At 48.4% G+C, this 26,937-nt stretch carries 26 protein-coding genes; all 26 read right to left on the reverse strand.

Translation table 11 applies throughout. The features are described from left to right. Nucleotides 1-7: 7 nt before the first annotated feature. Entirely contained in the window at nucleotides 8-823 is an 816-nt protein-coding gene (locus KKE17_13345) for a hypothetical protein (GenBank protein MBU1710981.1), read from the reverse strand. Between the two features lie 186 nt (nucleotides 824-1,009). After that, nucleotides 1,010-1,684 (reverse strand): nicotinate-nucleotide adenylyltransferase, encoded by a 675-nt coding sequence (nadD, locus tag KKE17_13350; GenBank protein ID MBU1710982.1) that lies wholly within the window; start codon nucleotides 1,682-1,684, stop codon nucleotides 1,010-1,012. A gap of 28 nt (nucleotides 1,685-1,712) precedes the next feature. Next, complete coding sequence (locus KKE17_13355; protein MBU1710983.1) at nucleotides 1,713-2,969, reverse strand: glutamate-5-semialdehyde dehydrogenase; 1,257 nt, start codon at nucleotides 2,967-2,969, stop codon at nucleotides 1,713-1,715. 226 nt (nucleotides 2,970-3,195) lie between these two features. Further along, complete coding sequence (gene proB, locus KKE17_13360) at nucleotides 3,196-4,350, reverse strand: glutamate 5-kinase (GenBank protein MBU1710984.1); 1,155 nt, start codon at nucleotides 4,348-4,350, stop codon at nucleotides 3,196-3,198. Between the two features lie 288 nt (nucleotides 4,351-4,638). After that, on the reverse strand, nucleotides 4,639-5,637 hold the full coding sequence (gene obgE / locus KKE17_13365) for a GTPase ObgE (GenBank protein ID MBU1710985.1): 999 nt from the start codon (nucleotides 5,635-5,637) through the stop codon (nucleotides 4,639-4,641). A gap of 65 nt (nucleotides 5,638-5,702) precedes the next feature. After that, nucleotides 5,703-5,969 (reverse strand): 50S ribosomal protein L27, encoded by a 267-nt coding sequence (rpmA, locus tag KKE17_13370; protein MBU1710986.1) that lies wholly within the window; start codon nucleotides 5,967-5,969, stop codon nucleotides 5,703-5,705. Nucleotides 5,970-6,011: 42 nt separating this feature from the next. After that, entirely contained in the window at nucleotides 6,012-6,323 is a 312-nt protein-coding gene (rplU, locus tag KKE17_13375) for a 50S ribosomal protein L21 (protein MBU1710987.1), read from the reverse strand. Between the two features lie 448 nt (nucleotides 6,324-6,771). Then, nucleotides 6,772-8,310, reverse strand: coding sequence for an Rne/Rng family ribonuclease (locus KKE17_13380; GenBank protein ID MBU1710988.1), 1,539 nt, complete (start codon nucleotides 8,308-8,310; stop codon nucleotides 6,772-6,774). Between the two features lie 9 nt (nucleotides 8,311-8,319). Next, nucleotides 8,320-10,830 carry a TIGR03960 family B12-binding radical SAM protein gene (locus KKE17_13385; GenBank protein MBU1710989.1) on the reverse strand — a complete coding sequence of 837 codons (2,511 nt, stop codon included), beginning with the start codon at nucleotides 10,828-10,830 and terminating at the stop codon, nucleotides 8,320-8,322. Next, nucleotides 10,827-11,624: a DUF4292 domain-containing protein gene (locus tag KKE17_13390; protein ID MBU1710990.1), complete on the reverse strand. Its 798-nt coding sequence runs from the start codon at nucleotides 11,622-11,624 to the stop codon at nucleotides 10,827-10,829. The genes KKE17_13385 and KKE17_13390 overlap by 4 nt, the downstream gene beginning before the upstream one ends. A gap of 157 nt (nucleotides 11,625-11,781) precedes the next feature. Next, nucleotides 11,782-13,512, reverse strand: coding sequence for a tetratricopeptide repeat protein (locus tag KKE17_13395; GenBank protein ID MBU1710991.1), 1,731 nt, complete (start codon nucleotides 13,510-13,512; stop codon nucleotides 11,782-11,784). 48 nt (nucleotides 13,513-13,560) lie between these two features. Next, a complete protein-coding gene (tmk, locus tag KKE17_13400; protein MBU1710992.1) occupies nucleotides 13,561-14,223 on the reverse strand; it encodes a dTMP kinase in 663 nt (220 codons plus the stop codon). Further along, a complete protein-coding gene (gene pdxA / locus KKE17_13405) occupies nucleotides 14,224-15,210 on the reverse strand; it encodes a 4-hydroxythreonine-4-phosphate dehydrogenase PdxA (protein MBU1710993.1) in 987 nt (328 codons plus the stop codon). It abuts the gene before it with no gap. Nucleotides 15,211-15,411: 201 nt separating this feature from the next. After that, the gene (locus KKE17_13410; protein MBU1710994.1) at nucleotides 15,412-15,783 is read right to left on the reverse strand and encodes a YraN family protein; all 372 of its coding nucleotides are present in this window, start codon (nucleotides 15,781-15,783) and stop codon (nucleotides 15,412-15,414) included. 1 nt (nucleotide 15,784) lies between these two features. Further along, entirely contained in the window at nucleotides 15,785-16,414 is a 630-nt protein-coding gene (locus KKE17_13415) for a ribonuclease HII (protein ID MBU1710995.1), read from the reverse strand. Between the two features lie 360 nt (nucleotides 16,415-16,774). Then, the gene (gene rplS, locus KKE17_13420; GenBank protein ID MBU1710996.1) at nucleotides 16,775-17,122 is read right to left on the reverse strand and encodes a 50S ribosomal protein L19; all 348 of its coding nucleotides are present in this window, start codon (nucleotides 17,120-17,122) and stop codon (nucleotides 16,775-16,777) included. A gap of 59 nt (nucleotides 17,123-17,181) precedes the next feature. Further along, nucleotides 17,182-17,763, reverse strand: coding sequence for an RNA methyltransferase (locus KKE17_13425; GenBank protein MBU1710997.1), 582 nt, complete (start codon nucleotides 17,761-17,763; stop codon nucleotides 17,182-17,184). A gap of 81 nt (nucleotides 17,764-17,844) precedes the next feature. Further along, nucleotides 17,845-18,576, reverse strand: a complete 732-nt coding sequence (gene trmD / locus KKE17_13430; protein MBU1710998.1) for a tRNA (guanosine(37)-N1)-methyltransferase TrmD — start codon at nucleotides 18,574-18,576, stop codon at nucleotides 17,845-17,847. An 89-nt stretch (nucleotides 18,577-18,665) separates the two neighbouring features. After that, complete coding sequence (rimM, locus tag KKE17_13435; protein ID MBU1710999.1) at nucleotides 18,666-19,220, reverse strand: ribosome maturation factor RimM; 555 nt, start codon at nucleotides 19,218-19,220, stop codon at nucleotides 18,666-18,668. 33 nt (nucleotides 19,221-19,253) lie between these two features. Beyond that, on the reverse strand, nucleotides 19,254-19,484 hold the full coding sequence (locus tag KKE17_13440) for a KH domain-containing protein (protein MBU1711000.1): 231 nt from the start codon (nucleotides 19,482-19,484) through the stop codon (nucleotides 19,254-19,256). A gap of 309 nt (nucleotides 19,485-19,793) precedes the next feature. Then, complete coding sequence (gene rpsP / locus KKE17_13445) at nucleotides 19,794-20,048, reverse strand: 30S ribosomal protein S16 (protein MBU1711001.1); 255 nt, start codon at nucleotides 20,046-20,048, stop codon at nucleotides 19,794-19,796. Nucleotides 20,049-20,151: 103 nt separating this feature from the next. Beyond that, nucleotides 20,152-21,516: a signal recognition particle protein gene (ffh, locus tag KKE17_13450; GenBank protein MBU1711002.1), complete on the reverse strand. Its 1,365-nt coding sequence runs from the start codon at nucleotides 21,514-21,516 to the stop codon at nucleotides 20,152-20,154. Between the two features lie 649 nt (nucleotides 21,517-22,165). Then, nucleotides 22,166-22,435, reverse strand: coding sequence for a hypothetical protein (locus KKE17_13455; GenBank protein ID MBU1711003.1), 270 nt, complete (start codon nucleotides 22,433-22,435; stop codon nucleotides 22,166-22,168). Between the two features lie 266 nt (nucleotides 22,436-22,701). Then, nucleotides 22,702-23,646, reverse strand: a complete 945-nt coding sequence (gene fabD / locus KKE17_13460; GenBank protein ID MBU1711004.1) for an ACP S-malonyltransferase — start codon at nucleotides 23,644-23,646, stop codon at nucleotides 22,702-22,704. Beyond that, entirely contained in the window at nucleotides 23,636-24,124 is a 489-nt protein-coding gene (gene lspA, locus KKE17_13465; GenBank protein MBU1711005.1) for a signal peptidase II, read from the reverse strand. The genes fabD and lspA overlap by 11 nt, the downstream gene beginning before the upstream one ends. Nucleotides 24,125-24,156: 32 nt before the next feature. Beyond that, nucleotides 24,157-26,937, reverse strand: a 2,781-nt coding sequence (gene ileS, locus KKE17_13470; GenBank protein ID MBU1711006.1) for an isoleucine--tRNA ligase, incomplete at its 5' end; no start/stop codon positions are given.

Consider the following 26,937-nt stretch of genomic DNA (forward strand, 5'->3'; position numbering starts at 1 on the left):
GCTGATTTCAAGAAAGTTTATGCCCAGATGAATCATAACCTTCCTCAATCCACTTTCGCATACCGCCTTTGAGGAAATAATATTCCTTCACTCCCTCCTTCTCAAAAAAATACTGCAGCCATTTAACCTGTCTTCCGACATTATCAATGACCAGCACGTGTTCCCGTGGTATGGCGCTGCTCTTTTTTTCAAGAAGCTGCACAAGGCTGTCAAAAGACAGGACCAGAACCCTCGGCAGACGGAAAGGCTTATCAAACCTCTCATTGGTGTCACGGATATCAATAATTCGGTACTGGCCGCTGTGTACTTTTTCGATGAATTTTTCCGGAGTCAGCAGGACCTTTTCAAAGCGTTCCGGGTTAAGAACCATATCTTCCATCTCAGTTGCTGACAGGATTTTGCCGAAAAAATCTGTTTTCTCAGGATAATCCTTTGACCAGGAAAAAATACCGCTCTCATAAATTTTTACATTTTCAAATCCCCAGTCAACCGCTTTATCAGCAGCCTTATAGCTCTTGGGGCAGGTGATACCGTTGCAGTAAAAAACTATCGGCACAGGACTTGTTTTGGGGCGCAAAGCAAGGAGTTGCTCCTGGTTCATTCGGTCGGCAGGGATATTAATGGCTCCGGTCATCCTGATAACCGAAAATTCCATTTGATTCCTGGAATCAATCTTAATTGCCGAATCAAATATTTCAGCAAGTGATTTGCTATCAATACCGGTGAGAAACGGGTAGCTGCTGCGGAGCGGAAATTGCTGTTCGTCCTCTGCCATGGAAGCAAATGGGATGGCAATGATGGCCAACAACATCAGACTGGACAAACAACTCTTTTTAAGTGATCGGATCATAATCAGTAAATATATAAGTGATTAAATAATGCGGAGGTACAGAATCAAACTTCGCCATAATACTACATTTAACTATTAATAGATGTCAAACAACAATTAATAGTATTAATCCTAACCGGTCTGCATAATTCAACCGGCAGGCTGAAAATGCCGAGAGAATCAGGCAGGTTTGTACAATCCATTCATCTGAATATATTTTTCCACATCAGGGTGAACAAGTTGGTCAATCGAATCACCTTGGCCAATCCTTTCCCTGATGTCCGTTGAAGAAACCGGCACCGGCTCCATGGTAAGGGGGATTAATTTCCCGGGACATTCTTCCGAAACCCAAGCCTTTTCCCGGGGTGAAAAAGTATAACGGCTGAAATTTCTTGAAATAAAATGAGCGAGCTTATCAAGCTTAAAAGGCGGCCGATCAATAATCACCAGATGAGCAAACAAGGGCAGGTCCGAATACGCCTTCCAGGTGGTAATCTCAAGAAAGGCATCAATACCGATGATAAAAAAAAGCTGTGTATCGGCCGGGACCTTTTCACGAAGATCTTTAAGGGTGTTGATCGTATAGGAAAGACCGTTTCTTGCCGCTTCAAGTTCGGTGACAAAAAACGTCTTTTTCCCCTGCAGGGCAAGGCGTAGTAGGGCCAGACGAGAGGCAAAAGGTGCTGGAGGCTGGGCCAGCTTATGGGGCGGCCTGGCTGCGGGGATGAAGAGTACGGAATCAAGTTGTAACGCGTTTAATACAGTTTCCGCCGCAGCGAGATGGCCGTTATGGACCGGATCAAACGTCCCGCCAAGCAGCCCTGTTCTTTTTCCCAAACTTTGCGGCAGATCCATCTTCATCGCCAATCAAGCCTGCAGCGGCTCAGGTTCGTATTTGACCATCACCGTAGACAATAAACTTCCGAGTGGTCAATTCCTTCAAGCCCATGGGACCATATGCATGAAGTTTGGTTGTACTGATACCGATCTCGGCACCGAGGCCGAACTGGCCGCCGTCGCTGAAGCGGGTCGAGGCGTTGACCATGACCGCTGAAGCGTCGACTTCTTTCAGGAAACGCTGGGCATTGGCATAATTTGCAGTGATTATTGACTCGGTATGCTGTGAGCCGTACCGGGCAATGTGGTCCATGGCGGCGTCCATGTCCGGCACAACCTTGACCGCAAGAATCAGATCAAGAAACTCCATGCCCCAGTCTTCCTGCTTTGCCGGTTTGGCGTCAGGCAGCAACTGACAGGTTTTCGGGCAGCCGCGCAATTCAACGCCGGCAGCAGTCAGTTGCGCCGCAACATGGGGCAGAAAACGTTCGGCAATTTCTTCATGGACCAGAAGCGCCTCCAGGGAATTACAGACTCCGGGACGCTGCACCTTGGCATTCATCACAATATTGGTGGCCATTTGCATATCCGCATCCTTATCAACAAAAATATGGCACACACCCTTATAATGTTTAAGCACCGGTATCCGTGAATTTTCAGCCACAAAACGAATCAATCCTTCGCCGCCGCGGGGAATTATCAGATCAATCTTTTCGTCAAGAGTCAGGAGAATATTTACTGCCTGCCGCTCAATGACCGGAATGACCTGAATCACGGCCGAGTCGATATTCTCCTTGGCCAGAACATCCTGCAGAACTTTGGATAATGCCAGATTTGAGTGAATCGCCTCGGATCCTCCTCGGAGGATTACCGCATTGCCTGATTTCAGACATAACGCTGCTGCATCAACAGTGACATTCGGCCGTGATTCGTAAATCATGCCGATAACCCCCAGAGGAATACGCATGCGGCCAACCATCATGCCGTTGGGACGTCTGGCCATTTCGTCAATTTCGCCCACCGGGTCAGGTAAGGCTGCGACTTCAAGGAGTCCGGCCCGCATGGAATCCATAACCTTGTCCGAGAGCTCAAGCCGGTCAAGCATTGCAGCAGACAACCCTTTCTCCCTGCCGGCAATCAGATCCTTTTCATTTTCCTGCCTGATGAAATCCTGCTGCTCGGTCAACGCCTCAGCCATCCGGACAAGCACCCGGTTTTTAACCTCAGTTGAAAGAGCGGCAAGATTCCTTGAGGCGTTTTTTGCCTTATCCGCCATGGATTCGATTATTTCCTGCACAGACATCTATCTCTCCTTGTTGATTTATAGTCGCAGCAAACAAGCACTGGTCTTCAAGCTGCCGGGATTTACCCTGAATAAAGTAAATCCTTTTACAATTGAATTCACATTTTTTCATTTCAAGTAACCGTTCATCAGTGCTGTAGATTTTGATGATCAGGACTTCCGGCTATAGTCCCCTATGCCGGAAGTCCTGATCATCAAAAGATGCGGTGCTGCTGGACGGTTACCCCTATAAGATGACCAGATTATCCCGATGAATAACCTCATCACTGTCTTTATATCCGAGTCTGTTCTCGATCTGCGAGGTCTGAACGCCCTGGATCTTTTCTATATCAGTGGATTTGTAATTCACCAGTCCAGTGGCAATCGGATTATTATTTGAATCCAGACAATGGACCGGCGCGCCGACTCCGAATGTTCCCCGAACCTCGATAATCCCTGAGGGAAGCAGGCTTTTCCCGCCGGCAATTATGGCCCTGCAGGCGCCAGGATCAAGCACCAGTGAGCCTTTAGGTCGCAAGGTATAAGCGATCCAGTGTTTACGGCTGTGCATTTTTTCCTTCTGGGGAAGAAAAAAAGTGCCAACAGGCTCTCCGGAAAAAAGGAGCCTGATAATATCCTTTTGCGTACCCGGTCCGATAAAGGAACTGCCGCCACGAGCCGAGACCGTCTTGGCCGCCATGATCTTACTGAGCATCCCTCCGGTTCCCAGGGCACTGGCAACATTGCCGGCCATCCCCTGAATTTCCTGATCAACCTTGACCACGGTGTAGACCTGTTTCGCCTCAGAATCGGTCTGCGGATTCCCGGTAAAAAGTCCGGCAACATCGGTGAGACAGACAAACATATCAGCCTCGGTCATATTGGTGACCATGGCGCCAAGGGTATCATTGTCACCAAACCGCAATTCTTCAACCGAGACCGTATCATTTTCATTAATGATCGGCACAAGACCCCAATCCAACAAGGTGAAAAGCGTATTTCGAACATTGAGATAGCGGTCACGATGGGAAAGATCGTCATGGGTAAGCAGCACCTGCGCAACCTTGATGCCAAGGCCTTGAAAAATATCTTCATAGGCGCGCATCAGACTACTCTGGCCCGCGGCTGCAGCAGCCTGTTTTTCCCGGAGGCCGATGGGCCTGTTTTTCAAACCGAGTTTTTTCCTGCCCGCAGCAACTGCCCCGGAACTGACCAGAATTACCTCTCGTCCCTGATCCCGGAGATAATGAATCCCCTTGGCAAGGTTGTGCATCACATCATGGTTCAAGCCGTTTTCCGAGGTGAGGACGGCGCTTCCCACCTTAATCACCACGCGTCGCGCTGAAGCGAGATGTTTTTCCCGATATGACATTCCTTGTTGCCTGGAGAGTCCGGTTTTCATCTGACCTGTATTTTGTAATTTGTTATTAGAGGGACATATAACACAGTGACACAAGTTCGAGGCGCCTGGTCAGGCAAGAAACGAGCGAGGATGCTGGCGGAGCAGCCTTCCTGCGCTGTAAGCAGACCGTCGCAGAGAGACACACTGCATGCCAAGATGGATCGGACTTGGGACGCTGAGTATAATAGTGTAAGTGCAGGAATTGATCAATTGATTTATAGGGGATTTTTTGATGGCCGGCGGGTAATTATTCCGCCTCGCCGGTGCCATATCAAGCAGGAACTGTCACTACTCTTCCAGAGCTTTTGCCAGTTCTTCCTTGAGTTTTTCAAGACCGTCGCCGTTTAACGCAGAAATCGACAGTGTCCTGATTTCTTTATTCTTGAATTGGCGGACCAGTTTCTTTTCAGCGGATTTGTCGGCCAGGAGATCGACCTTGTTCAGTAACACAAGCCTGGTTCTCCCAATGAGCTCTTCATTGAATTTGCGCAATTCATCTTCAAGGGTTTGAAACTGGTCTAAAGGGGCGTTGCCGTCCTGCCCCGATGCGTCGATGACGTGCAGAAGAACCCTGGTTCGTTCTATATGCCTTAAGAACTTGTGCCCCAATCCGGCGCCAAGGTGGGCGCCTTCGATGAGCCCGGGAATGTCGGCAATGATACATGGCCGATTGTCGTCAAAATTCAACACCCCAAGCTGAGGCTCAAGGGTTGTAAACGGGTAGTCGGCAACCTTTGGGTTTGCAGCGGAAAGTTTTGAAAGGAGGGTTGATTTCCCGGCGTTGGGAAGGCCGATGAGTCCCACATCCGCAAGCAGCTTCAATTCGATGCGCAGCCAGTGCTCATCCCCTGGTTTGCCCTTGCCTGCAATCCTCGGAGCACGATTTCTGGCGGAAGCATAATGAACATTACCGCCGCCGCCAGTGCCACCAGCAGCGATCATGATCTGTTCACCATCCTCACTCAGGTCGGCAAGAACTTCTTTAGTTTCGGCATCTTTAATCACTGAGCCAAGGGGAACGTACAGAGTGAAATCCTCGCCCTTACGGCCATGCATTTTCTTTCCATGGCCATGGGTGCCGTTTTCAGCAATAAAATGGGATTTAAATCGGAAATCCAAAAGAGAAAAGAGGCGTTTGGACGCCTCAATAAAAACAGAACCGCCCCGACCGCCGTCTCCGCCGTCAGGGCCGCCTTTGGGAACATATTTCTCGCGCCTGAAACTGACACAACCATTGCCGCCGTCACCGGCTTTTACATAAAACTTGGCCTCGTCGATGAAAGCCATATGGATTGTATCAATTCCTAAGTCATTGGCTTACATTGCTGCAAGCCAACGTTTCGGAATTTGCCTCAGGATGTTGATTCAACAGGATAAACACACACCCGTTTACGATTTCTACCAAAATCTTCATACGCAACAACGCCGTCTATTTTGGCAAACAGGGTAAAATCCCGCCCAAGACCAACATTACGGCCAGGATGAATTTTAGTGCCCAACTGACGTACAAGGATACTGCCGGCACGAACTTCCTGCCCGCCGAACCTTTTTACGCCACGCCTCTGGCCGGCACTGTCGCGACCATTTCTTGAACTTCCGCCCGCTTTTTTATGAGCCATTGGATTACCTCTTCAGTTAATACAAATTCTTTATGATAACGGCTATGCCGTAATCTCGTTAATCTCAAGGCCGGTAAACAACTGCCTGTGGCCGTTTTTCACCTGATAACCCTTGCGTTTTTTCTTTTTAAACACAAGAACCTTTTTGTCTTTTCCCTGTTCAACAATCCGGGCAGAGACTTTGGCGCCTTCAAGCATCGGTTGCCCGATCCGGACATTCTCGCCATCTGCCACAAGAAGAACATCATTCAGCTCAATTGTCTCACCAACATCGCCGTTGATTTTTTCAACACGGAGTTTGTCTCCGGATTCGACCTGATACTGTTTACCGCCGGTTCGTATAATTGCGTACATAATTGCCTCCAACACCAGGGTTTAAGCCAATTGCTTCCCGGTTGTATTACTTATGCACCATTCTGGTTTGACACGGAATGGCTAATAAAAATCAATATTTTTATAAAATTTTCTATTTCGCTTGTCTTCAGGCTCGGCAGAATTTCAAACCAGCCATGCCTTGAAAGTGTGAAACGGTGATTAATACCACAAAACATTAAATTGTCAAGATACAAATGGGATTAACAATGAGAAAGAAGCAATATTTATAATGTAAAAAACCGGGCACAGAGGCAGAAGACACAAAGTTTTTTGCAACAACTTCGACCTCAGAATATCTTCATCCCTCATAACTATTTTAAATTATTACAGGATTACTTTTACAGCTGTTATTCTGCGCCTTCACTCTTACCGTTACAGTAAGGCAAAGCAGGATGTGTCAGCTGAGCCTTGAATGGCCACCAGATACTCAGTTGGCTTTCCAAACAACTTCATAGCGCTCCATATGAAGGTCTTTGTTCGGGACAATAACGATCCGCTTACCGGTTTCCTCCTCGAGCCTGTCTATTGTCCCGGATTCATCTTTAAACATCAATGAAGCAACATGGGGATGCACTTTAATCGTCACCTCGGTGCCGGGCATTTTTTTGGCGTTCCGGACGATCTTTCTAAAAATTTCATAGCAGATTGATCTGCGGGATTTAAGAACTCCTTCACCATGACAATAGATGCATGACTCGCTCATGGACCTGAACAGATCCTCGCGGTTTCGCTTCCTGGTCATCTGGACCAATCCGAACTCCGAGACCCTGAGGATGTTTATCCGGCTTTTATCTTTCTTGCAGGATTCCTGAAGAGCCTTGAACATTTCTTCGCGGTGCGCTTCATTTTCCATGTCGATGAAATCGATTATGATAATGCCGCCGATATTTCTGAGTCGCAACTGATAGGCGATTTCTTTCACCGCCTCCATGTTTGTTTTGAAAATAGTTTCCTCAAGATCAGCCTTGCCGACGTAACGCCCGGTATTTACATCTATAACGGTTAATGCTTCGGTTGTTTCGATAACAATATACCCACCACAGCGGAGCCAGATTTTCTTTTCAAGGGCCCGGCTTGCGTCCATCTCTATTCCGTAGACGTCAAAAACCGAATCCCCTTCTTCGCAAAAATGGACTTTTTCCTTCAAATGCGGGGCAAATCTATCTACAAAATCCAGAACTCGCTCATATGTTTTCCGGTCATCCACAACCAGCCGGTCAACATTGGTTGTAAAAATATCCCGCACCGTTCGCAGTGTAATATCCAGATCTTCGTAGACCAGACTGGGCACCGAGGCTTTACTTGCCCGACCCTGGGTCTCGCTCCAGAGATACAGCAGGTACTCCATGTCAGCTTCCAGATCTTCCCTTGAGGCATCTTCCCCGGCAGTACGAACGATAAACCCGGTTCCGGCGGGCCGCAACACTTCGATGTCCTCCCGCAATCGTTGTCGAACGTCCTCTTGATCTATTTTTTTCGAAATACCGACATGATCGGTGCTGGCCATAAACACCAGATTTCTACTTGGCAGAGTGATATGACTGGTCAGGCGGGCGCCTTTGGTCCCCATGGGTTCCTTGCAGATCTGAACAAGGATATCCTGCCCCTCGGTCAACAGATCATCTATATCGACACCCGGAACCGCTCGCGGCAGACTTTCCGGCAAACCGTTTACGCAGCAAGGCTCCCTTCCCTCGGTTTGTTCCAGCTTGGAGATTCTCTGCTCGTAATCTTCGGGATTGACGAAAATGTCATCGACATACAGAAAACCGGTGCGGTCAAGTCCGATATCCACAAAAGCCGCCTGCATACCGGGCAAAACCCTCCGAACCCGGCCCCGGTAAATATTCCCAACCAGGCCCTTTTCCGTTGGGCGCTCAAGATAAAACTCCACAAGATTGCCGTATTCCACAAGGGCAATCCTAATTTCAAAGGATGTCGCGTTGATAATCAGATCGGTGGCCATGTTTTTTCTCTAAGTCAATTCCCGTGAGGATATTTTCATAACTTTTGCCGTATACATTTCTTCATTGCTCAAAGCAAGGATTATCCGAAGGAGTTCCAAAGGTTTAACTGATGGCACACTCGCTTCCACCGTCATACATATACGCACCTGATCCTGATCCGTCAACTCGATACTGGTTACGAGTTTTCTCGCATCAAGACTTTTTTTCCTGCCACCCCGTTCCAGAGTGATAACAAATTCTTTTTGCCGCATGAAAGATTCAAGTGGTTCGGGATCAGGGGATTTGGGAAACTTTACATGATAACAGACTTCAAACTTATCGCCTTGTTTCCCCCCAAGTTCGATGGATTGCAATGCAAAGCCCGAGGGAAGATTTTCGTTTAATTTCTGCAATAAAGCATTTTTGTCCTTCAGGGGTTCAGCAACCGTGACCAGAAGATGTTCCGCCAAACTTTCCGTGCCCAGAGGCAAAGCCGGGCTGAAGGAGACTTTCGGTGATGGATTAAAACCCTTTGAGAAAACAAGGGGCAGTTTGAGGCGTTTGAACAGCCGGAAAAACATCTGGATCATTTCAAGATGACCGACAAACCTTGCGTCCCCTGTCCGCGAATAGAGAATTTTATAAATAAATTTTCCGGATTCCGGTTGCTTGACAATCTGTGATTTATGGGCGTTGCCGGTAATAACCGGTTGCCCGATTCCTCCGGGATCGATCAAAACCGGTTTCACCTGCTTGAAATCGCAGAGTCCGCAGGTCTGGCATCCGTGAACCCGGCAGTCAGGTGTGTAGATTTCATTGAGGGATTTTTCCAGCTCATCCCTGAAAAAATCTTCCCCCACACCGCAATCCAGATGCTGCCAGGGAAGCGGCTCATCTATTTCCCGGCGTCGCAGATATTCTTCCAGATCGATATTATTTTTTGTGGCCGCCTGAAACCATGTTTCAAGATGGAAATAATCCGACCAGGCATCAAATCTTGCCCCTGCCCTCCAGACATCCTCGATTACCTGCGAAAGTTTTCTGTCACCGCGGGACATGACTCCCTCAAGAAAACTCTGCCTGGGATCATGCCATTTCAGACGAAGCCCTTTGCCTTTGAGCCGGTTTTTAAGAAAATCAATCTTTGCCCAGCCTTGAGCAATAGAAATCTGCGGCTCCCATTGAAAAGGAGTGTGGGGCTTTGGAACAAAGGTTGCGGCGCTCACATTGATCTGAAAAGCACCTCGACCCGCAAGAGCGAGGGATTTACGGGCAAGTTCGGCAATCGCCTGAAGATCTTCTTCGGTTTCCGTGGGCAGCCCGAACATGAAATACAGTTTGATAAGCTTCCAGCCCAGGCTGAAGGCGGCCCGGCATGTCTCAAGAAGATCTTCTTCGGTAATCCCCTTGTTTATCACCCGCCGCAACCTGTCTGTTCCGGCTTCCGGGGCAAGGGTAAAACCGGACTTCCTGACCCGCTTGATCTGTTCCATCATCTCAGGGGTTAACGACCCGACCCGGAGAGAGGGCATGGACACGGACACCTTATCTTTTACAAAATGATCCATGAGCTGCACAAGCAGCGGCGACAGGCAGGAATAGTCGCCGCTGCTCAAGGACAACAGGCCGATTTCATCAAAACCGCCTTCTTCAATACCTTTTTTGGCAAGGGCGAATATTTTTTCAGGCGATCGTTCTCGTACCGGGCGATAAATGATGCCCGCCTGACAGAAGCGGCAACCGCGGGTGCAGCCCCTGGCTATTTCAATGCCCAGCCGGTCGTGAACAATCTTGGTAAGGGGTACCAGGGGCTTCGACTCATAAGGCACCGCGTCAAGATCAGCGACAAAGCGTCTGGTCACCTTTTCATATCCGGGTTTGAGAGAACGCATGCCGCAAAACCGGTTGTCCGAGTTGTACTCAGGTACAAAAAAAGCCGGCACATAAACCCCGTCAATCGCCGCGAGAATTTCCAGTAACTCCTCTTTGCTCTGACCGGAGGACTTGGCGACTCTTACCGCCTCGGCAAGATCAAGAATTGCTTCTTCACCGTCACCGAGCAATATCGCATCAAAGAAATCAGCCACCGGCTCCGGGTGAAAAGCGCAGGGGCCACCACCGATTACCAGAGGAAAATCAAGATTTCTCTCTGCGGCCCGAAAGGGGATTCCAGCTAGATCCAGAATAGTCAGGATATTGGTATAACAGAGTTCATAGGGCAGGGTTATGCCGATAATGTCGAAATCTGCCAGGGGTTTCTTGGACTCCAGAGAAAACAGCGGCTCCTTCTTTTCACGCAGCAGATCCTCAAGATCTTTGTCCGGGGAGTAAACGCGTTCGGCAAGGAGATGGGAGCGGCTATTGATGATATGATAGAGCATGGGCAGACCCAGATGGGACATACCGATTTCATACATATCAGGAAAGGCGAAAACAATTCGCAGATCAACGCTCTGCCAGTCTTTTCTGACAATGTTGAATTCATTGCCGCAATAGCGGCTGGGCCTTCTGACCAGAGGTAAAATGCTGTCAAGGTTCACTTTACAGTAACCCTCTCAAATCTCTTGGGAATATTCACGGTGAAATCTTTCTCCGAAAGTCTGACATCCTGCTGATTATATTTAAGAAAAATGGTAAGCGAACCATTCTGCTGCCGCGATTCGACAATGACCTTTCCAGGAAGGGGGCAGGTATCGCCGGCATATCTTTCATACCTCACATCCATGAGCGCCGACCCCTGATCATTGAATAATATATGTCTCAGGATGATTGATTTTTCCGGATCAAAGAGCACCTGGCTGACTGTTTGTGAATTTTCAATCCTTACTTCAAGCCAGTAGCCCTCGCCCTGGGTGGATCGGGTTATCTCACCGATGGAAATGCGCCCGGGCCGCAACCGGCCGATGAACCAGTAATATCCGTATTCCGGATCAAACCCTTCAGGGGCGAAGCGTTTAAACGCCTCGGCAGAGACCTTTCCCTCATAGCCCTTTGCCTCACTCACGGCAATATACCGGAATGCAGTTCCGTCCGTGGTCAGAATCACCGTGGGTTGCCCCAGCGGATTCACACCGATGAACTTAAAGGATGAGGAAGCCCTGGCCAGAAGATAGCCGTCAATGGTGCCGGAAAACATGAACGAGTGGAGGGACACCGTGGCATTTGCATCAAAACAGCATCCGCATTCCCCCTGGGAGGCGACCATTTCCTTGAAAGATGAAATCACCACCTGGCGCTCGTCCGCCTGGATCGGCACTGAATCCGGAAGCACAGCACATCCGGCAAACAAAAAAGCCGCAATTACGCAGCAAAAAGGAACTAATAAGAATTTCATGACAATTAGTATCGGCGCAGCCTTGTTATAAAAAATGTGAGATTGAGAGGCACTCTTCTTGAATTTTCCTGTAAGAGGCTGGCATACTCAGGGAGGGGGTATGACTACCGAAAACCCTTTCCATTAAAAACAACAGAGCAAGACGCTCATTCCACGATTATTTAGTGAAATTATCGAGCTTATCCTTTACCTTCTGTTTCTTTTCTTCATCGCTGTACAACTCGTAGGATTTTTCATAAGCCCCAAGCGCCTTTTCCTTGTCGCCGATCTTCAAATAAGCATCACCTGCATGCTCGTTGATGGTCGGGTCGTCAGTCTCAATTGACAAAGCTTTTTCGAGCTCTTCCACCGCTCGCTGGTATTCTCCCTGTTTAAAATAAACCCAACCCAGGCTGTCGCGGATATATCCGTCTTCCGGGCGCAGGGCAACCGCCTGCTGGATATATTCCAGGGCCTTGGGCAAATGGATGCCTTTTTCAGCCCAGATATACCCCACATAATTTAATGCGTAGGCGTCCTGGGGGTTGATCGCGAGAATCTGTTGCATCCTTTCGGTTGCCGCCGCAGAGTCACCAAGTTCATCGAGGAACATTCCGTATTCAAAGAGAATTCTTGTATCGGAAGGGTATTCGGCCATGGCCTCTTCAAAAACAGCTTTGCCTTTTTCGATCTGATCAGATTTCTTATACAGATCCGCAAGTCTCCGATAAAAACTTTTTTTCCGCTTCTCCTGATCGGCAATACAATCCGATAACAGCTTTATGGCTTCGTCAAACTTGTCTTCCTCCTGCAGCATCTGCACGAGCATCAGCATCGACTCTTCATATCCTTTCGAAGAAGAATGCACCTTGGATAAATGATCTTTTGCGGATTGCTTGTCGCCAAGCTTATAAAAAGCCGCCGCCAGCAGCGGTCTGATATTTTCAGGCTCAGAACTTTCCTCAAGGAGACGCGAGTATATTTCTACCGCTTCATTAAACCTTTCCTGCTCCAGGTAAATCCGGCCTATGGAAAGGTCAACCTTCTGTCGGTCAGAAGCATATTCCCGAAGTTTCTGCAGCTCCTCAAGGGCTTTTTCCGGTTGCTCCATTCGGAGATATAATCCGGCAAGCTCACCTCTGGCGCGCTCATCAGTATCCTCATTTTCCAGTATTTTATTGAATATGGAGATTGCATCGTCATCCTTCTTTTCCTGCATGAAAAATTCCGCAATTTCAAAGGCCAGGGGTGTTGACCAGTTCAGATCAAGACATTTTTCATACATCGCCCTGGCTTTCTCAAAGGAGCCGTTTTCCCGATACAGTCTTGCAAGATAGTAGTATCCCATATACGACTGATCATCCAACTTCAGTAAATCAAGAAATATTTTCTCTGCTTCTTCGTATTGGTGGTTTCTCCCATACAGGGTCCCGAGCATCAATAAGTACTGGGGCTCTTTATCCTTTTCTATCAAGATCTTGTAAGTTTCAACGGCCTTGTCGGTCTTTCCCATGGCTGCATAAAGGTTCGCCAGAAGCGACAAGGTTTTGATATCATGGGGGTTGTCAACGGCTAGTTTCTCCATCAAAGTCAGGGCCTGTTCTCTTTTGCCCATTTTCACCAGAAGGACGATGAGGTTGTGCATGACAAATTCGGCCTTGGTGTCACAGACCAGGGATTTTTCATAGGCTTCGCGGGCTTCCTCGTAGCGCTCATCGTGTTGCGCGGATTTCCCCCAGAGATAGTAAAAATAGGCGCAGGCAAGATCAACCGATTCGTCATAAAGCTCGTGGCTTGATTCGCTAATCGCAACATTCTGCGCAGTACCCTGTAAATACCTGTTGCTGCACGAAGTGCTAAAAACAGCTATGCAGAGCAGAAGTAATATCTTTCTCGGTCCTGTTATCATAAGTATTGTCCCAAAGGTTAGCGAATGTAAAAAATCGCCAAAAACAGCTTAGCCGGCAACATTCCAGAGGCCTTTTTTCCCCAAGGCATTAATTACATGGCGCATAATCTCTTCATGCACTTCATCAAGAGATTTTGTCCCATCAATCTTTTGAATATAATCCCTTGCAGATAACTGGTCAAAAATGACATCCACCTTACGAAGATTAGATTCCTGTTCAAAATCATTCAATGACTCACCGCGTAGTGTCTGTATCCTGTGAAGACTAACCGCAACAGGCACCGAAATCAACAAGACAATATCCGGAGTCGGAGCAAACTTCTCGTTTTCAGCAATTATTTTTTCAGGGTCGTTTCCTGAAGCGCCCTGATAAGCGGCGGTTGAAAAATAATACCGGTCGGTGAGCACTATCCTGCCGGCCTTCAAGCCCGGGGCAATGACCTGCTCAACGTGCTCTTTTCGGTCCGCCATAAAAAGATCGAGTTCCTGTTTTTGTGAAACTGTACCGCGCTGCGTATACAGTTTTCTGATCTGTTGTCCGAATTTTCCATCCGTGGGTTCCCGGGTGGTTACAACATCAAATCCCATCCCTGAAAGTTTTTCGGCAGCAAGGGCAATCTGCGAACTTTTTCCGGTCCCGTCTATTCCTTCAAAGACCAGTAGCATTCCTGGCCGGTCTTGAATATTTTCAGTATGATTGGTTTTTTCCATTTATTGAGCACCAGATGTATGGATGCGGCGATTAGTGATAATTGCCGTTGCTGTTTCAAATGCAGCGGCCAGACTTGAAGGGTCGGCCACACCCTTTCCGGCGATGTCGTATGCTGTCCCGTGGTCCACAGATGTTCGGACAATCGGCAAACCCAACGTCACATTAACACCATCGGCAAAATGCAGCAGTTTAAATGGAATAAGCCCCTGATCGTGATACATGCTCACCACCGCGTCAAATTCACCACTCGCAGCACGATAAAATACCGTATCAGGAGGAAAGGGCCCGGATACGTTCATTCCCAGGGCAACTGACTCCTCAATTGCCGGGCTGATAAGCGTGGATTCCTCATCACCGAACATACCGTGCTCACCGCCATGGGGATTCAAACCGGCAACCGCTATTTTCGGAGCAATGATGCCGAAATCTCTCTGCAGGGATTCATGGGTTATATGTATTATTCTGGTGATTGTATTTTTGGCAAGGAGCCCCGGCACCGACCGATAGGGACAATGAATTGTCACCAGCACCACCCGAAGCTTCTTTCCTGCCATCATCATTGCATATTCATCACAGTTACAAAGAGAAGCAAGCATCTCGGTATGACCGGGAAAATTTATGCCGGCCTCCTGCAGGGCCTTCTTGGTTATCGGGCAAGTCACCATGGCGGAAATCTCTGAGTGCCGGAGCATTTCCACCGCATGTTCAATGTATCCTGCCATTGCCCTGCCGGTTTCATAGCCCGGCTTCCCCATGGTAAGTCTCTGCGGGTCAAAGTCGGACCCGGCAAAAACATTTACCGCCCGGGGGTTGATTTCCCTTCCCGGCTGCCAGGGGACAATCTCAGCATCAATCCCCAGACCCGCAGCGCAAGCTTCCAGCACATTCAAATCCCCAAGGACCACTGCCTGGAAAGACCGCGCATTGTTTGTTGCCGACAGGAACTTGAGAATTATCTCCGGTCCGATTCCCACCGGACATCCCATGGTGATGCCGATAATATTTTTTGAATCTTTCAGTGAAAACAAGTCGTTCGCCCCATTCTCTCATAGAGAGCTGCACTCAAAGAGGTAACGAGGCGGCAAGAAGGGAGGCCCCTGATGCATACAAATAAGTTTATCGATGAGTCGTCGATGCGGCAAACAGCAGCAAAAGCGGCGAGATTAGAACTTGTATGCAACCCGGTATCAACACATTTCAAAAGCATTTTTTAAAACCTCAATCCGAGGTGTGCCGTTTTTCTGCAACATTACGCCGACCACATCAAACCGGGCGGCACGTTCATTTATTCCGTTCCGGGTCATGTATTCAAGTGCGGTTCGTGCAATTTTTTGCTGCTTGGCCCGGGTGATTGCTTCATGGGGAGCACCGAATAATTCGCTGGTACGGGTTTTCACCTCGACAAACACAAGGTCCCCGGAATCTTCTGCGATAAGATCAAGCTCACCGATTTTCGTGCGATAATTTCTTATGAGAATTTTATAACCCTGCGCTATCAAATAGTTTTCCGCAAGCCTTTCGCCCACTTTCCCCAGAGTCTGCCTGGTATCTGCTGCCATTTCAGATATATTCCCGCACGCATTTAAAAGTTTTTCGATGAATTGTGCAGGGGCCGTGAATTTCTATGTATTTCCGATGTTCAAGGGTGGGATACCCCTTATGTTTCCTGAAATTATACTGCGGGAAAATCTCATGATATTTTTCCATCATCTGATCACGGGTCACCTTGGCAATAATCGATGCGGCGGAAATCGTTGCGGAACGGCAATCGCCCTTGACCAGAGCGGTTTGGGGAATCTGCATGGGAACCTTGAATTTACCGTCGACAAGCAGATAATCCGCAGCAGTGGATAAATCCTCAACTGCAAGCTTCATTGCCAGAAGGGATGCCTGAAGGATATTCAGCCGATCTATTTCTGTTTCGGAAACAACGCCGATGCCGATGGAATAACCCGATTCCATGAGTTCCTGGAACAACTTCCCCCTCACGGAGGGAGACAGTTTCTTGGAATCCTTGAATTTATGAAAATCGCAATGTTGCGGAAGGATGACGCAAGCCGCGACAACCGGACCGGCAAGAGGGCCGCGACCTGCCTCATCAACACCGGCAATGGCCCTATGCCCTTGACAGGCAAACTCACGTTCAAATGAAAACGTATCGGTTTCGTTGAAACCTTGGAACAGGTTCATGGGCGACACCTTCCCCAAACAAAAAGCAGGAAAGCCTATCCAGGCCTTCCTGCCGAGGATAAACAGCGAAGGGATATAAAAACCGCTTAAGGTCTTTTATAATGCTCAATCTGATAACTGTCGCAAACCGCACTTACCACGTTTTGCTTAAAACCCTGGAAAATTCAATTCTCTATTGTTCATCAAATCAGTGTCTGTTCAGAAAAGAATTTTTTTGTTCGAGGTCAAGGAATGCGAAAAAAATAAGCGCAGGCATATGGTTGATATCCCGAGCATTATTTTTTTTCGCATGACACAGAGATCGGGCAGGTAAGCGAACTCTGTGAGACACCGAAAAAATCATTCATGGACAGGCACTAATCAGTTCATACCCTTTTCACGGATACGAGCCGCCTTACCACGCAAATTACGAAGGTAATACAGGCGGGAGCGACGCACCCGACCAAGGGTGATAATTTCGACTTTCTCGATTCTTGGAGAATGTGCCGGAAAGGTTTTTTCCACACCAACGCCATGGGAAATTTTTCTCACCGTAAAACTGGCGCTCATGGCGCCTCTTTTCCGGCGAATAACCACTCCTTGGAAAATCTGCACCCTTTCCTTGGTTCCCTCAATAATGCGGATATGAACCTTCACGGTGTCCCCCGCACGAAATTCGGGAATATCATAACGCATATTTTCTAGTTCAATCTGTTCAATCACACTCATAACTGTCTCCATTCACTCAAATTGTACAACATATTTTATATTCAAAGTAATTTATAAACTTACTCTCTGCCTGTTAACCGATCCAGCACTACGGCAGCAGCCGATCGTACTGAAAGATGATTATAATCCCCCCGGCCGTTTATCGGCGGCAAAAGCCCATCCAGATCATCCAGGACTTCCGCTGTCAGCCCCCAGCCGGTGCCGAACAATATGAGAAAAGAATCTCCGGCAAAAATCCTCTGCCGCGCCATTTCATACGTCCATCCTCCGGAAGCGGATTTGGCGCTGGTGGCAAGAATAGTCGGCCGTTGCCGCCATTTCTCCGTTACCAGAGCGTACAGTGTTTGTATATCTTCACAAACCTGCACCAGAGAAAGGGCTTCTTTCCTGTTTATATTATACCTGGCGCCATACCCATGCAGCCAGTGGTCCAATATTTCTTCAACAAAATGCCGCTGTTCCTCAAACGGCGTCACGATATATAATGTATCAACGCCGAATGTCTTGCTGGCTCTGGCTATATCGTGAAGGTCAAGATTGGTGACCGCAGAACCGATGGTCTCGCCGTTTTTATTACAAACAGGATAATGAACCAGTGCCAGATCAAGCTTAATTTTTCGCTCTGGTCGCTCCTGAGACATAATGTGACAGATAATACCTTTATTGCATGAACACCAGTGAATTCCCACCAGCAAGTGCGGCGATGATCACCGGAGTCCGTATTAATCAATAAGACCGCTTTTTTTTAAAATCTTCAACTCTTTATCACTGAAAACAGAATTGTCCAGCAGGTCCGGCCTGTTCTTTTTTGTGCGCATGACCGATTCTTTCAGGCGCCACTCGGTAATCGCCGCATGGTCACCGGATAACAGCACGTCTGGAACTTCCTGTGATTCAAACACTCTCGGCCTGGTATACTGCGGGTGCTTCAAAACACCCCGGCTGAAAGTATCGTTGGCCGCTGAATCAGAACAGCCAAGCACACCCGGAAGCAGACGGGTAACGGAATCAATCATGATGAGTGCTGCCAGCTCTCCTCCGGTAAGGATATAATCTCCGATGGAAACCTCATCATCCACATAATGGGCCCTGATCCGATCATCCACCCCTTCGTAACGGCCACAGACCAGCACAAGATGTTTTTTCTGCGAAAATTCCTCCGCAACTTGCTGGTTGTAAGGCCTTCCCTGGGGACTCAACAAAACAACATGTCCAATGCCCGCCTGCTGCCGCACATATTGAAGGGCCGCGGCAATGGGTTCGGGTTTCATGACCATGCCTTCCCCGCCGCCAAAGGGCCGGTCATCGGTCATTGCGTGCCTATCAGTTGCAAATTCGCGAATATTGTGAATAACAATATTCACTTTTTCGTCCTGGACTGCCCGGCGGATTATCCCCTCCTGAAGAGGAGATTCCAGCAGATCCGGAAAAATTGTGAGAATATCAAATCTCATGCTTTAAAAGATAGTGACAAGTAACGAGTAAATAGTAATGAGTTAAGGGAATATGTTGTTTTTTACTGGTCACTATTCACTCGTCACAATCAACTTTCATTTATCTCCAGCAAGCCAGGCGGCAGGGTAAGAATCAGCTTCCCCTGCTGATCGTCTTTTTCGACGATGAACTCCTTTTTTGCCGGAATAAGATATTCCCTGCCCTTTCCGGTTACCACCCAGACTTCATGAGCGCCGCTGGAAAAGATGTCTGATACTTTGCCCAGGGCGATACCATCGTCGGTTTCAATCATGAGTCCTTCTATTTCATGCCAGTAATATTCCCCATCGTCCGGCCGGGGCATTAAAGTCTTATCAATCCACAACTCGATGCCACGACACTCTTCCGCATCATTCCTGGTCTCAATCCCTTCAAGTTTGAGGATCGCATTATTCCCCTGAAACCTGCTGCGGATAACCGGCCAAAGTGTACAACGATTTTTCTCAGTGTCAACCAGAGCTATTTCCTGATGCAACTGAAGATCATCAGGATAACTGAAATAAGGAGCAACCTTAATTTCTCCCTTAATACCATGAGCCTTGACAATCTTCCCGTAAGGAATAAAATCCGGTAGATCTTTGAGTTCGCACTCATGAGTAACCATAATCAACGCTTATCAATCTGCCGCTGAACGAGATTATTCCATAATCTCAAGTCTGGCTTTTTTATTATTCTTGCTGGCTGTAGCTGTAAGCAGAGCCCGGATCGCACGAGCGGTCCGCCCTTGTTTACCAATGACCTTCCCAAGATCTTCCTTGGCGACCCGAAGCTCGAAAACGATGGTGTCGTCACGTTCTATCTCTTCAACGACAACGTCATCCGGATTGTCCACCAGAGAATGTGCTACAAAAGTGACTAGTTCTTTCATGCGTCTCTTTTATTATCCATAATTAAAATAAGTATAATGCAGCTTACATCCGGACCAGGCCTTGAGCGCTGATCGGCTAACCGGCGTCATACTCTTTTATAAAAGTTAAGGACATGATCAACGAGGGTTTATGACCTTTGAGTCTTCCACGCAGCTCCTGGTCGGAGATTACACTCCTTGTGGAACTTATCTGCCGCATGGTTAGCACCCACTCGGAGCATTAACACGCGAACCTGATCACTGTCCGTAACGTACTGAAATCCCCCATAGCAGGCAAGCACAAGACTTGGAGCTGCGGGAAAACTTCAATTATTCAGCCGCGGGTGCCGCCGGATTGCTCTCCAGCAGGGACTTTACCGTTTCAGTAGGTTGGGCGCCTTTATCAATCCAGGCTTTCAGCTTGTCATGATGAAGTTTGACCTCAACCGGATCCTTCATTGGATCATAAGTCCCGACAACCTCGAGAAATTTTCCATCCCTCGGGGCTTCCGAGTTCGCGACAACAATACGGTAGAAGGGTTTCTTTGTTCTACCCATTCTGCTCAGTCTAATTTTAACAGCCATTATTACTATTCCTCCTTATGGAAATTACCGAATTTTTTCTATCGCCCGGCACCGCAATCTTTCTCACTGAAATCTGATTACAGCCGAAAAAATCTATGCTTGCTTATCTGGATAGCCCTTTGGGCCTTTTCCGCCTCTTGTTTCCACCGGCGACAATCCCGCCGCCAATTATTTTGCCTTTCATTTTTTTCATCATCTTGAGCATGTCTGTATAGCTTTTAATGACTTTATTGACATCCTGCACCGATGTGCCGCTGCCCTTGGCAATCCTCTGCCTGCGACTGGCGTTGATAATCAGATGACGCCTGCGTTCATCAGGGGTCATTGAATTAATAATCGCCTCAACCCGATTCAACTCTTTCACGTCGGGTTTAGGCATATCTTTCATCTGTCTGAATTTATTGATTCCAGGGATCATGCCCATGATCTGTTCCAGATTTCCCATCTTTTTGATTTGCTGAATCTGGTCCCTGAAGTCTTCCAGCGAAAAAGCATTCTTATTTATCTTTTTGGCAAGTGTTTCAGCTTTTTTCCGGTCAACAACCGCTTCCGCCTTCTCAATCAGGGTAAGTACATCCCCCATACCGAGAATTCTTGAAGCCATACGTTCTGGATAGAATATCTCAAGGGCATCGAGATCTTCACCGGTACCGACAAATTTAATCGGCCGGTCCGTGACTTTCTTAATGGAAAGCGCTGCGCCGCCGCGGGCATCACCATCCATTTTGGTGAGCACTACACCGCTGATAGACAGGTCGCCGTTAAATTTATCCGCAACCGTCACCGCATCCTGGCCGGTCATTGCGTCGGCGACAAAGAGGATTTCCGAGGGATTGACGGCATCCTTGATCCGCCTCAATTCCTCCATCAGGTCCAGATCAACATGCAGCCGGCCGGCGGTATCGATTATCAGGGTGTCATAGTTGACAGCCTTGGCAGCGGCTAAAGCATCCCTGCAGATCGCCACAGGGTCCTGACTGGTCTGGGACGGATAAACCGGCACATCAATGGCTTTGCCGAGAACATGCAATTGTTCAATAGCCGCCGGACGGTATACATCCGCAGGCACCAGATACGGTTTGCGGCCCTTGCCTTTGAGCAGCTTGGCAAGTTTTCCCGCCGTTGTGGTCTTTCCAGAACCCTGAAGCCCGACCATCATAATAATTGCCGGCGGCTTCCCTGCAAAATCGAGAAGTTCTTCCTTGCCACCGAGCAGATCAATCAGCTGTTCATGGACAATCTTGACGACCTGTTGCCCAGGGGACAGACTTCCGAGGACTTCCTGGCCCACCGCCCGCTCTGTGATCGAAGCGATGAATTCCTTGACAACCTTGAAATTGACATCAGCTTCCAACAACGCCCGGCGAACCTCAGCCATGGCATCATTGATATTGGCTTCCGAAAGTTTTCCATGACCGCGAAGGGTTTTGAAAACTGATTCCAGCCTATCTGATATATTTTCAAACATGATACTTTCTTAAAAATTAACCAAACTGAATTATGTTGGACTCGTGAAAAATCCCTGCAGCAAAAGGTCCACCAGACAAAATCAACATGTTACAAGGCAAGTCGATGAAATCAATCTTTTAATCTCTTTACAATTTCATCCATTATCGCCCCAAATTATTTCAATAATTAAAGGCTGCATACACATCGGCATCAAGGACTTCAAGATGCACGACAAAATCATTATCAAGGGATGGACGCACCTGTCCCCGATTTTGGAAAATCCGAGAAAGATACTTGTATATTTGCTGAATGTCAAGCAAGAGTGATCTGGTCAAGCAAAAATGGATACTTTTATTGAGCGGCTTTTTTCATAACCCACATTTCCTCAAATTTCCCGAGATGAAATAACCCAGAAATGTATGCATTCCATCGCTATGGAAGGAGCATGGAGGATACACCTTTGACAGACGCGACCTCTCCGAGGATGAGCCTCTGAATAAAACGATGGCATTGGAAAAAGTGCTGGCAGAAAAAACCGCTAATACCGAAACACAAATAATGACAGTCAAAATCGCATCTTGCCGTTTGACTCTTCGGAAATAAAAGGGATCGCTGGGCTTCCTCGGTAGAACCCCCTGAAAAAGCTTGAAAAACTTCAATAAAGCGGCTTACAGATATTCGCTCCCGACAAAAACGCTGACCCATTCATTATAACGAATCCAGCCGTTTCGTTTTTCATCCTGATTGCGCCGCTCATTTCGGCCACGTCTCTCATGACTCAGCATATCCATGCAATCCAGATCGAAGACCTCTCTTCTGTCAACACCCACCCGCCGATCAAATCCCGAACGGGAATAAATCGGTGTCTCAGGCGTCATTAAAATCATCTTCCGTGCTGACGAATCTGTGCCTGCCCTATCCAGATGAAGTAAGTCCATGTTTTTCTCCTTTAAGTAAAAAAGATATCTGATAAGTAAAGGTTTTTCAACGATTCTTATTTTTTTCACGAAAAGGCCAATTTACTCCTACTATCCCATCACTGATCTGCAGCGGCTTAAACTGCTGTAAATAGCTAAAAAAACAGCTGATAAGCTCATCCACAAAATACCATCAGAATAATTACAAGGGGTTGCCATGTGACGAAATGAGACACGCCCGCCACTCAGTAAAAAGAGATCACACTTGAAATCTGTCACACAAACAGTCAGTTTCGCAAACCCTCTATACATTCCTCGAGGGTTTCAGGACTGTCGACCTGGAAACATTTATGTTCATATCCTTTTGGAACAATCTTGCGTAAAAGCCCGGAAAGAACTTTTTTCGGTCCAACTTCAATAAAAACCCGCACGTCCCGGGCGATAAAGTCATTCATGATATCGAGCCAGCGCACCATGGAGGACATCTGCCGGGCCATGACCTCCCGGATCACTTCGGGGTCAACCTCAGCTTTCGCAGTCACATTGAACAGCATGGGAATTACCGGGGGACGAAATTCTATACCCTTCATGACTTCCATGAAATCAGGCACTGCATCCTGCACCAAAGGGCTGTGGTTGGCAATGGCCACATTCAGCGGAATGACCCGGGCCCCCATCTCGTCAAATATTGCAGATGCTTCGTCAAGGCCGGCCTGATCCCCGGAAATGACGATCTGCGTCTCCATATTGTGGTTGGCGGCAGTGACGACGCCTTTTGTAACCCCGGCCAAAACTTCCCGCACCTCGTCGATGGTGAATCCCAGGACTGCCCGCATGCCGCCGGGATTTTTCAGGCCTTCCCTGTCCATGAGCCGCCCCCTTGCCGAAACCAGGTTCAGGGTATCTTCAACGCTGAGAACCCCAGCTGCACAAAGGGCGCTGAACTCGCCGAGGCTGTGTCCTGCGACATAGTGCGGCTTCAATCCGGCCTTTAAAAGCGCCTGCCAGCAGATGAGATCAACAGCTGTCAAGGCTGGCTGGAGATGAAGCGCCTTGGTCAATTCCTCCATTGGCCCTTGCCGGCATAAAGTGCTCAACTGCAAACCGCTGATTAAATCGGCCTGCGACATCAGAGTCTTGGCCTCGGGATCAGCGTCAATAAATCCCTGCGCCATACCGAGATACTGGGATCCCTGTCCCGGAAAAATAAAAGCTGTTTTTTTATCGGTCATCCGTGTCCTCTTTTCTGTTGTCACCAGCCTCCTCCTCTGCAGGAGTTAAAAAACTGCCCAGCAGAAAAAGACTGACTCCTGTGGTAATTGCCGAGTCAGCCACATTAAAGGCAGGCCAATGATACGATTGCACATAAAAATCCAGAAAATCAATTACTGCGCCGAGCCGGATCCGGTCAACAAGGTTGCCCACCGCCCCTCCGGCTACAAGCCCTGTCCCGTAAACAAACCATGCGCCCCGGTGACGATAATGGAGAAAGGCAAAATACAGCACCACCAGGGCAATTAATGCAACGGCAATAAAGAACAATTGCCGCCACAAGGCATGCTCTCCGGCAAGAAACCCGAAGGCCGCACCGGTGTTCAGCACAAAGGTCAGGTTGAAAAAACCGGCAATCACCGGTTTTGTTTCAAGATACGAAAAAGAGTTTATTATCCACCATTTACTCAATTGATCGCCGACAACTACCGCCAGCATACAGAGCAGAGGCGTTTTAATGGTGTATTTTTTCACAGTGTCCTTACCACTGATATACAGCTGCCGCATAATTGCACATGCTCGGCATCCTGGCCTACGGTCTCGGAACGCACCCAGCACCGTTCGCATTTCTCGCCTTTTGCCGCCGATACTTTAATTGCAAGCCCCGGGATTTCCTCACTCCTGTAAGAATCCTCAACCGACGTATCAAGGTGATGTAATGAAGATACAATGGAAACGGTTTTCAAGGTTTGCCATTTATCTTTTAAGAATTCTGCAAGCTCGCCCTCCACATGCACCTGCACCTGGGCTTCCAGAGAATGACCGAACACCTTGTCCTGACGGGCGATCTCCAGAGCCTTGGTGATTTCAGAGCGCACCGCAAGGATCCTGTCCCATTTCTCAGCAAGCTCTTTGGCGACATTTTCATCCTTCATCGGCGGAAACAATCCCAGGGATATTTCATCCGCCCGGTCCGCATCCTCAGGCAGGTGCTGCCACGCTTCAGCGGCGGTGAACATCATCACCGGAGAAATGAGACTCAGCATCCCTTCAAGAATTTCATAGAGCACGGTCTGGGCGGCCTTTCTCTCCGGAGAGGTTGGCGCCGAAGTGTACAACCGGTCTTTAAGGATATCCAGATACAGCGAGCTCATGGTCACTGTGCAGAAATGATACATGTTGTGAAAAACCCCATGAAACTCGAATTCATCATAGCCCCTGATCATTTTCTTCTTCAAAAGCTCAAACTGGTGCAACGCCCATCGGTCCAGCTCGCCCATGTCGGCCAGTTTCACATGATCAGTCTGCGGATTAAAATCATAGAGATTGCTCAGCATATAGCGGATGGTGTTCCTGATCTTTCGGTAGGCATCCGAGAGCTGCCGCAGGATTTCTTCGGATATCTTTATATCATCACGATAATCCTCAGAAGCCACCCAGAGCCTTAAAATCTCAGCACCGTATTTATTGATGATCTCTTCGGGCGCAATGACATTGCCGATGCTTTTCGACATTTTCTTGCCCTTGCCGTCCACCACAAATCCGTGGGTCAACACCCCCTTATACGGCGGGATACCTCTGGTACCGACCGAGGCAAGGAGAGAACTCTGAAACCAGCCGCGATGCTGATCACTGCCTTCGAGATAGAGATCAGCCGGGCTTGAGAGTTCCGGACGCGCCTCAAGGACCGCCGCATAACTCACCCCGGAATCAAACCAGACATCGAGGATGTCTTCCTCCTTTCTGAACTGGTCGGAGCCGCAGGAACACCTGGTGTCATCGCCCAGAAATTCCTGATTGTCATGACGGAACCAGGCATCGGCCCCTTCTTTTTCAAAAAGTGCGACGATACGAGCGGAAACCTTTTCATCGTTAAGCACTTCCCCGCATTTTTCACAGGAAAATACGGTAAGCGGCACACCCCAGGTCCGCTGCCGGGAGAGACACCAGTCGGGCCGGGTTTCAACCATGCCGTAAATTCTTTCCAGACCCCATTTCGGTGTCCACTTGACCGCTTTGATCGCCTTCAGGGCATTCTGCCTGAGATCCTGGTTGTCCATGGCAATAAACCACTGTTCCGTGGCTCTGAAGATCACCGGTTTCTTACATCGCCAGCAATGGGGATAGCTATGCTTGAGGGCACTCTGGTGGACCAGGGCGCCGGTTTTCGACATATCATCGTTGATCACTTTATTTGCTTCGTAAATGGGCATGCCGGCATAGGGCCCGGCCTCATCGGTGAAAACCCCGACATCATCAACCGGCGACAGAACCGGCAGGCCGTATTTCATGCCGCTGATATAATCCTCGCGGCCGTGGCCGGGTGCCGTATGCACACAACCGGTGCCGGTCTCAAGGGTGACGTATGGAGCAAGAATCATCAATGATTCGCGCTCCATGAACGGGTGCATGCATTTTTTCCCTTCAAGGACCGCAGCGGAAAAGGTCGTGAGAATTTTGTAATCAGTGATGCCGAAATTATCAAAGGCCTGCGCCACAAGTCCTTCAGCAAGAATCCATACTTCGTCCCCTACTTCCACTGCGGCATAGGGAAAATCAGGATGAAACGCCACGGCAAGATTGGCGGGAATTGTCCAGGGAGTGGTTGTCCAGATCACCGCCGAAACTTTGCGGCCTGAAAGCGCAGGGATATCGCGGCCAAGATCATCAGCCACAGGAAATTTTACATAGATAGAAGGCGAGCTGTGATCGTAGTATTCAACCTCAGCCTCGGCAAGGGCTGTTTTGCACGATGCACACCAGTACACCGGCTTCTTGCTCTGAATCACCGCGCCGGAATGCAGAAACCGGGTAAATTCCCTGGCGATTGCCGCTTCATAGCCGAAATTGATCGTCAAGTATGGATTGTCCCAGTCGCCCAGCACCCCCAGGCGCTTGAACTCCGCCTTCTGGATCTTTATCCATTTTTCAGCATATTTCCGGCAGGCGCCGCGGAAGGCCAGCTTGCTGATCTCTTTCTTCTTGGGACCGAGTTCCTTATCTACATTATGTTCAATGGGCAGGCCATGACAATCCCAGCCCGGAACATAGGGGCAGTGAAACCCGGCCATCCGTTTTGATTTAAGAATGATATCCTTGAGCACCTTGTTGAAAGCGGTTCCCAGATGAATATGGCCGTTGGCATACGGCGGGCCGTCGTGGAGCATATAGACAGGCCTTGAAGCAGTTGCCGCCATTACCCGGCCATAGAGATTTTCCTGATCCCATTTTTTGAGAAACTCAGGCTCCTTCTGCGCAAGGTTGGCCTTCATTTTAAAATTTGTCTGGGGCAGATTCAGTGTCGCCCTGTA

Source organism: Pseudomonadota bacterium (assembly GCA_018823135.1).
Lineage (GTDB): Bacteria > Desulfobacterota > Desulfobulbia > Desulfobulbales > CALZHT01 > JAHJJF01.

Coding starts and splice junctions, on each gene's coding strand:
- KKE17_13380 (MBU1710988.1), bottom strand. CDS start 8,310: ATGGCCACCGATCTGATTATCAACGCGACATCCTTTGAAATTAGGATT.
- KKE17_13395 (MBU1710991.1), bottom strand. CDS start 13,512: ATGATAACAGGACCGAGAAAGATATTACTTCTGCTCTGCATAGCTGTT.
- ffh (MBU1711002.1), bottom strand. CDS start 21,516: ATGTTTGAAAATATATCAGATAGGCTGGAATCAGTTTTCAAAACCCTT.
- lspA (MBU1711005.1), bottom strand. CDS start 24,124: ATGCTGGCGGTAGTTGTCGGCGATCAATTGAGTAAATGGTGGATAATA.
- KKE17_13455 (MBU1711003.1), bottom strand. CDS start 22,435: ATGGACTTACTTCATCTGGATAGGGCAGGCACAGATTCGTCAGCACGG.
- fabD (MBU1711004.1), bottom strand. CDS start 23,646: ATGACCGATAAAAAAACAGCTTTTATTTTTCCGGGACAGGGATCCCAG.
- rpmA (MBU1710986.1), bottom strand. CDS start 5,969: ATGGCTCATAAAAAAGCGGGCGGAAGTTCAAGAAATGGTCGCGACAGT.
- KKE17_13410 (MBU1710994.1), bottom strand. CDS start 15,783: ATGGCAGCAGATACCAGGCAGACTCTGGGGAAAGTGGGCGAAAGGCTT.
- rimM (MBU1710999.1), bottom strand. CDS start 19,220: ATGGTTACTCATGAGTGCGAACTCAAAGATCTACCGGATTTTATTCCT.
- KKE17_13425 (MBU1710997.1), bottom strand. CDS start 17,763: ATGTCTCAGGAGCGACCAGAGCGAAAAATTAAGCTTGATCTGGCACTG.
- KKE17_13355 (MBU1710983.1), bottom strand. CDS start 2,969: ATGTCTGTGCAGGAAATAATCGAATCCATGGCGGATAAGGCAAAAAAC.
- tmk (MBU1710992.1), bottom strand. CDS start 14,223: ATGGAAAAAACCAATCATACTGAAAATATTCAAGACCGGCCAGGAATG.
- nadD (MBU1710982.1), bottom strand. CDS start 1,684: ATGGATCTGCCGCAAAGTTTGGGAAAAAGAACAGGGCTGCTTGGCGGG.
- pdxA (MBU1710993.1), bottom strand. CDS start 15,210: ATGGGATGTCCGGTGGGAATCGGACCGGAGATAATTCTCAAGTTCCTG.
- rplS (MBU1710996.1), bottom strand. CDS start 17,122: ATGAGTGTGATTGAACAGATTGAACTAGAAAATATGCGTTATGATATT.
- trmD (MBU1710998.1), bottom strand. CDS start 18,576: ATGAGATTTGATATTCTCACAATTTTTCCGGATCTGCTGGAATCTCCT.
- rplU (MBU1710987.1), bottom strand. CDS start 6,323: ATGTACGCAATTATACGAACCGGCGGTAAACAGTATCAGGTCGAATCC.
- KKE17_13440 (MBU1711000.1), bottom strand. CDS start 19,484: ATGAAAGAACTAGTCACTTTTGTAGCACATTCTCTGGTGGACAATCCG.
- obgE (MBU1710985.1), bottom strand. CDS start 5,637: ATGGCTTTCATCGACGAGGCCAAGTTTTATGTAAAAGCCGGTGACGGC.
- KKE17_13415 (MBU1710995.1), bottom strand. CDS start 16,414: ATGAACCTGTTCCAAGGTTTCAACGAAACCGATACGTTTTCATTTGAA.
- proB (MBU1710984.1), bottom strand. CDS start 4,350: ATGAAAACCGGACTCTCCAGGCAACAAGGAATGTCATATCGGGAAAAA.
- KKE17_13390 (MBU1710990.1), bottom strand. CDS start 11,624: ATGAAATTCTTATTAGTTCCTTTTTGCTGCGTAATTGCGGCTTTTTTG.
- rpsP (MBU1711001.1), bottom strand. CDS start 20,048: ATGGCTGTTAAAATTAGACTGAGCAGAATGGGTAGAACAAAGAAACCC.